The organism is bacterium (assembly GCA_036524115.1).
Classification (GTDB): Bacteria; JAUVQV01; JAUVQV01; order JAUVQV01; family DATDCY01; genus DATDCY01.
Genome location: DATDCY010000238.1, coordinates 1 through 5,729, shown reverse-complemented (window position 1 = coordinate 5,729; position 5,729 = coordinate 1). Strand labels below are relative to the sequence as shown.

General features: G+C 72.3%; 6 protein-coding genes. 3 read left to right on the top strand and 3 right to left on the bottom strand.

The window, feature by feature from the left end; all coding sequences use genetic code 11:
* From VI078_11540 to VI078_11530, 3 genes are all read left to right on the top strand, one after another.
* The coding region (locus VI078_11540; protein HEY5999915.1) for a glycosyltransferase family 4 protein at window positions 1–707 on the top strand (707 nt) is incomplete at its 5' end.
* A 49-nt stretch (window positions 708–756) separates the two neighbouring features.
* Window positions 757–1,599, top strand: a complete 843-nt coding sequence (locus VI078_11535) for an ABC transporter permease (protein ID HEY5999914.1) — start codon at window positions 757–759, stop codon at window positions 1,597–1,599.
* 13 nt (window positions 1,600–1,612) lie between these two features.
* Window positions 1,613–2,932: an ABC transporter ATP-binding protein gene (locus VI078_11530; protein HEY5999913.1), complete on the top strand. Its 1,320-nt coding sequence runs from the start codon at window positions 1,613–1,615 to the stop codon at window positions 2,930–2,932.
* A gap of 181 nt (window positions 2,933–3,113) precedes the next feature.
* Here the strand turns inward: VI078_11530 and VI078_11525 are convergent, their stop codons facing one another.
* The 3 genes from VI078_11525 to VI078_11515 form a co-directional block, all read right to left on the bottom strand.
* Complete coding sequence (locus VI078_11525; GenBank protein HEY5999912.1) at window positions 3,114–4,034, bottom strand: glycosyltransferase; 921 nt, start codon at window positions 4,032–4,034, stop codon at window positions 3,114–3,116.
* A 10-nt stretch (window positions 4,035–4,044) separates the two neighbouring features.
* The gene (locus tag VI078_11520) at window positions 4,045–5,265 is read right to left on the bottom strand and encodes a glycosyltransferase family 2 protein (GenBank protein HEY5999911.1); all 1,221 of its coding nucleotides are present in this window, start codon (window positions 5,263–5,265) and stop codon (window positions 4,045–4,047) included.
* 35 nt (window positions 5,266–5,300) lie between these two features.
* The coding region (locus tag VI078_11515; GenBank protein ID HEY5999910.1) for a DUF3179 domain-containing (seleno)protein at window positions 5,301–5,729 on the bottom strand (429 nt) is incomplete at its 5' end.

The window sequence follows — 5,729 nt, the reverse complement described above, 5'->3', positions numbered from 1 at the left end:
AGGAACGGGAAGCCGCGGCGGACGAGGCGCGCCTCGCGGCGCGGGCCGACGCCGTCGCCGCGGTCAGCGTGCGCGAGCTTGATCTCTTCCGCGCCCACGCGCGCCCGGGGCTGCCGGCCGCGGTCGTCTGCCACCCCTGCGCGCCGTCCCCGACCCCGGCGCCCTTCGCCGCGCGGACCGACCTGCTTTTCGTCGGCGCGGTGCTCAACGCGGACTCCCCGAACGTGGACACGATCCGCCACCTGGCGCGGGAGGTGCTGCCGCGCGTGCGCCGGGAGGAGCCGGTGCGGCTGGTCGTCGCCGGCACGGTCCTGCTCGAGGAGGTCCTGGCCCTCGCCTCCCCCGAGGTGGTCGTCACCGGTCGCGTGGACGACATGCGGCACTGGTACGACCGCTGCCGGGTCTTCGTCGCCCCGACGCGCTACGCGGCCGGCATTCCCCTCAAGCTCCTCGAGGCCTTCGCCGCCGGCATCCCCGCGGTGATCAGCCCGCTGCTGGCCGAGCAGCTCGGCGCGGACGAATCCGTCGCGCTCATCGCCGGCGACCCCGAGGAGTTCGCGCGCAAGGTCGTGCGCCTCTACCGCGACGAGGGTCTCTGGAACCGGTTGCGACAAGCGGCGCTCGAGCACGTCGGGCGCACCTGCTCGCCTGCCGCCTTCCGCGAAGCCGTCTCGGGGTTGCTCGCGCAGCTCGTGCGCGGCCGCTGACGGGCGCTTTGCTTGACGCCCCGCTGCCGGCCTGCGTAGGATGCGCGCGATGAGCGAGCTGGTCGAGGTCGCATCCCCGCGCGCCCGCTGGGGAGCCAGCCTGCGCGAAATCTGGCAGCGCCGCGACCTCCTGCTCCTGCTGCTGCGCAAGGACCTCGTCGCCTCCTACAAGCAGAGCCTGCTCGGGCCGCTGTGGTTCGTCATCCAGCCGCTGGTGACCTCGCTCGTGTTCGGGCTGCTCTTCGGGCGCTTCGCGCGCCTCTCGCCGCCGTCGGTGCCGCCGTTCCTCTACTACCTCGCCGGGTACGTCCTCTGGAACTACTTCGCTTCGACGCTCACGCTCGTCTCCGGCTCCCTCATCGCGAACGTCTCGATCCTGCGCAAGATCTACTTTCCCCGGCTCATCATCCCGCTGGTGGCCGCGGGCGTGAGCACCGTCAACTTCGTCATCAACTACCTCGTCTTCCTCGGGATCTACGCCGTCTACGTCCTCGGCGGCTGGGAGAGCCCGCTCACGCCGCGGGGGGCGCTCATCCTGGTGCCCGCGCTCCTGATCTTCGTCGGCGTCGTCGGCGCCGGCATCGGCACCTGGCTGGCCGCCTGGTCCGTCAGCTACCGGGACCTGCGCATCGGCATGCCGGTGGTGGTCAACCTCTGGATGTTCGCGACGCCGATCATCTGGCCCCTGAAGCTGGCCCCTCCGGACAAGCGCTGGCTCTTCGCCTTCAACCCGATGGCCCCCGTGGTCGAGGCGCACCGCGCGGCGCTGCTCGGGACGGTCTTCCCCGACCCGTGGTGGCTGCTGATCGGCGGCGTGACCGGCCTCGTCGCCGTGATCGGCGGGCTCATCGTCTACCACCGGGCCCAGCCGACCATGGTGGACACGCTCTGATGGCGGCCCGCGCGTGAGCAGCGTCGCCGTCAGGGCCGAGCGGCTCTCCAAGGAGTACCGCCTCGGGGTGCGGGGGCGCGAGACGCTCCTGGAGGAGGTCCGGCACTGGGTGATCTCGCGCCGCGGGGCGCCGCCGCCCGCGCCGGGCCCGGCCGCGCACGACCACGTGATGCGGCGGCTGGCCGGCCAGATGGACCCACAGCGTCCGGGGTGGTTCTGGGCGCTCAAGGACGTCTCCTTCGAGGTCGCCCCCGGCGAGGTGCTCGGCGTCATCGGCGCCAACGGTGCGGGCAAGTCGACCCTGCTCAAGCTGCTGGCGCGCGTCACGGCGCCGACGAGCGGGCGGGCACTCATGGCCGGGCGCGTCGCCTCGCTGCTGGAGGTCGGCACCGGCTTCCACCCGGAGCTCACCGGCCGCGAGAACATCTTCGTCAACGGCGCGATCCTCGGCATGCGCGAGGGGGAGATCCGCCAGAAGCTCGACGCGATCATCGATTTCGCGGACATCGCGGACTTCATCGAGACACCGGTCAAGCGCTACTCCAGCGGGATGCGCACGCGCCTGGCGTTCGCGGTGGCCGCCCACCTCGAGGCCGACGTGCTGCTGCTCGACGAGATCCTTTCGGTCGGCGACGCGAGCTTCCAGCACAAGTGCCTCGGCAAGATGGAGGACCTCGCCGGCCACGGCCGGACGGTGATCCTCGTCAGCCACCGCTTCGGCTCCATCGTCGAGCTGTGCAGCCGCGTGCTCTGGATCGCCGGCGGCCGCATCCGCATGGACGGCCCGACCGAGGAGGTCGTGGAGGCCTACCTCGCCAGCGTCGCGGAGGCCTCGGGTGCGCGCAACTGGGAGGGCGGCATCACGCCGCAGCGGGACGCGCGCGTCGCGGTGCACGGCCTGGGGCTGCTCAACCAGCGCGGCGACCGGGTCGCGGCCGTCGACGCCGGGCACGACTTCGAGGTCGAGATCGAGTACGCGGTGCGCGTGCCGCTGCCTGCGCTGCGGCTGGGCATCGAAATCTCGAGCGTCCAGGCCGGCGCGCCGATCTTCACGAGCCTGGACGTCGACGACCCGCGGGTTGCCGAGCAGCGCGACGCGGGCCGCTACGTCGCCCGCGTCCGCATCCCGGCCGGGTTCCTCGCCCCCGGCCGGCGCGCTCTCTCCGTCGTCATGGAACTGCCCGGGCTGGTCGCGCCGGCGATCCTGCAGAACCTCATGGTCTTCGACGTGATGGAGGGCGCTGCGCCGGGCCTGGCGGTGACCCGAGCGCGCAAGGGGCTGGTCTGCCCCCGGCTCGAGTGGACCGTCACCCGCGTGCAGACCGCGACCTAGCCCATCCGCGCGAAGTTTGCTGACGAAACGCAGCTCGCGCAGGCCAAGCGAGAACGTGCAACTGCAGGGCGCGACTGTCCCTGGGGGTGACAGCGGCGACAGCCGCGCCAGAGGGGGCGCAGCCCCCTCTGGAAGCACCCGCCGACAGGCTCAACTGGTCGATAGGTAGTGCCGGGCGCTGCTAGTCCCAGTGGTAGCGGTGGAAGCTGCAGGCGCGCGCGATCGGGCGCGGCAGCGCCTCGGCGGCGTGGCCGAAGAGCGTGCCGAGCGACTTGGCCGCGAAGTACAGGGCGTAGTACGGCAGCCAGAGCGGGTGGTGGCGCACCATGTACCAGACCTCGGCGAGCGCGTAGCGCAGCCCCATCCCGAGGCTGGTCGAGACCGTGTGGCCGCGGAAGATCACGGTGAGCGAGTAGACGCTGTCGAAGTAGCGCCGGAAGACGCTCCCGAGCGTGTAGTTGTGCGAGTGCAGCACCGCGGAGGAGGGCCGGTAGACCACCCGGAAGCCTGCGGCGAGCAGGTCCCGCGAGAGCTGCTGGTCCTCGCTCATGATCAGCTCCTCGTCGAAGGGGTGCTCGAGCAGCGCCTCGCGCCGCACCGCCGAGCTGACGTTCGAGAAGAAGACCTGCTCCAGCGAGGACTCCCCCGGGCCGGCGACGCGCGCGATCGGCTCGCCGGGCGGGAAGCGGGTCTCGAGGAAGTGCCGCTCCATCGGGTTGGCGTCGTCGCGCGCGATCTGCCGCGAGTACGCCGCCGCGACCCGCCCGTCCGCAAACGGCGCCAGCAGCTCCGCGAGCCAGCGCTCGTCTGCCGGGAGCGCGTCCTGCGAGAGGAAGACGACGACCTCCCCCGCCGCGGCGCGCGCCCCGAGGTTGCGGGAGCGGCCGTGCGTGAAGCGCTCGATCGGGATGACCCTGACCCCGGGCCGGCCCGCGGCCAGCGCCGCCGTGCCGTCGGTCGACCCGGAGTCCACGAGGATCACCTCCAGGGGCGGACGGGGCGCCTGCCGGGCGAACGCCTCGAGGAGCGCGGGCAGGTACGGCGCGGCGTTGAGGACCGGGATGACGACCGACGCCGACGGAAGGGATGTCAGCTCCCCCATCCGCGCGGGCTCAGCGCGCCCTGCCGGCGCCGCCGTGGCGCTCGGGGTGCCGGGGCAGCGCCATGATCGAGAAGAGGTAGGCCGAGGACATGATCTGCACCCCCGAGATGCCGAGGCTCGCCGCGAGGAAGAGGCGCCGCTGCGTCCACATCGGGCGCAGCGGGGTGAAGTAGTCCACGGCGGCGATGCCGACCGCGGCCGCCAGGAACAGGCCGCCGAAGATCGTGGCCTTCTCGAAGGTGATCAGGCGGTAGAAGCGGGCGATGAGCGGGTCGTTGCGCAGGCCGCTGAGGTGGGCGTAGGCCTTCGCGAGCAGCCCCATCGTCACCAGCTGCACGCTGACGATGTTCATCACGCCGGCCGCGAAGAACGCGCCGATCGGGATGCCGCGCGGCCCGAAGCCCAGGTCCCCGAAGGAGAGCCAGAGCGAGTAGGCGAACGCCGCGAACCAGCAGAGGATGCCCGGCACGAGCAGGAGCACGGTCGGGCTGTGCAGGACCATGAAGCGCAGGTGCCGCCACCCATCCTCGAACGAGCGCAGCTTCGACTCCCCGACGCGCGGGTGGTAGATGATCTCGCGCTCCTGGATGCGCAGGTGCTCGTGGAAGCCGCGCACCACCATCTCGCTGGCGAACTCCATGCCGGTGGTCACGCAGCCGAGCCGCCGGTAGGCCTCCCTCGAGATCACGCGCATGCCCGAGTGCGGGTCGGTGACCGTGGAGTTCCAGAACAGCACCCGCATCGCCACCGAGAACCCGGGGTTGCCGATGGCGCGGTGCAGCCAGGGCATCGACCCGGGGAGGATGTTCTTCATCCGGTGGCCGAGCACCAGGTCCGCCTCGCCGGCGAGCACCGGCCGCGCCAGCTCGTCGATCTTCGTGAAGTCGTACGTCAGGTCCGCGTCGCCCATCGCCATGAGCGAGTAGCGCGCCTCGCGGAAGCCGCGGCGGATCGCCGCGCCGTAGCCGCGCTCCTCCTCCCGGATGACGCGCGCCCCGTGCTCCGCCGCGATCGCCGCCGAGCGGTCCGTGCTCCCGTTGTCCACGACGATGACCTCGCCGGGGATCCCGAGGCGCGCGATCCCCTGGAGGGCCGCGTCGACGACCTGCCCCACCGACCGCTCCTCGTTGAGGCAGGGGAGGACGATGCTCAGGCCCGTCGGGGCGGGCGCCGCGCCGCCGCCTCCACCCTGGCCGACCTGTGACGATTGCGGGGACTTCTGCGGTGACATCGCCGCTTCTTATAGCACGAACGCGCCCCGCCGGACTAGGGCGCCGGCGGGCCGAAGAGCTGGGTCGCCGGGTGCGTGGAGGACCACTCGGCCCAGGTCGTCGTCGTGAACGGCACCGGCACGAGCCGCTGGCCCTGCAGGTTGCCGCCGGTGGCGACGCCGGTCTCCAGGTCCCAGCGCGTGGCGGTCGTCAGGTCGTCGGCGACGACGCCCGCGGCGCTGCCGGCGAACTCGATCGGCTCGCCGTAGACCGTGCGGAACCAGGCGGCGCTGAAGTTGCGGGCCGGGTCGTGGAAGACGGCGACCTCCATCGAGCCGACCACGTCGTTCACCACCTTCGGCGCGGGAAACAGCGCGAGCGGGTACGCCCTCGACACGCCGCGGAAGGAGAGCGCGATCACCGGCTGGCCCGGTTCGAGGCCGGCCGGCCCGGCCGCGGCGCCGGCGGTCCCTGCGAGGAGCAG

Coding starts and splice junctions, on each gene's coding strand:
- VI078_11535 (HEY5999914.1), top strand. CDS start 757: ATGAGCGAGCTGGTCGAGGTCGCATCCCCGCGCGCCCGCTGGGGAGCC.
- VI078_11525 (HEY5999912.1), bottom strand. CDS start 4,034: ATGGGGGAGCTGACATCCCTTCCGTCGGCGTCGGTCGTCATCCCGGTC.
- VI078_11520 (HEY5999911.1), bottom strand. CDS start 5,265: ATGTCACCGCAGAAGTCCCCGCAATCGTCACAGGTCGGCCAGGGTGGA.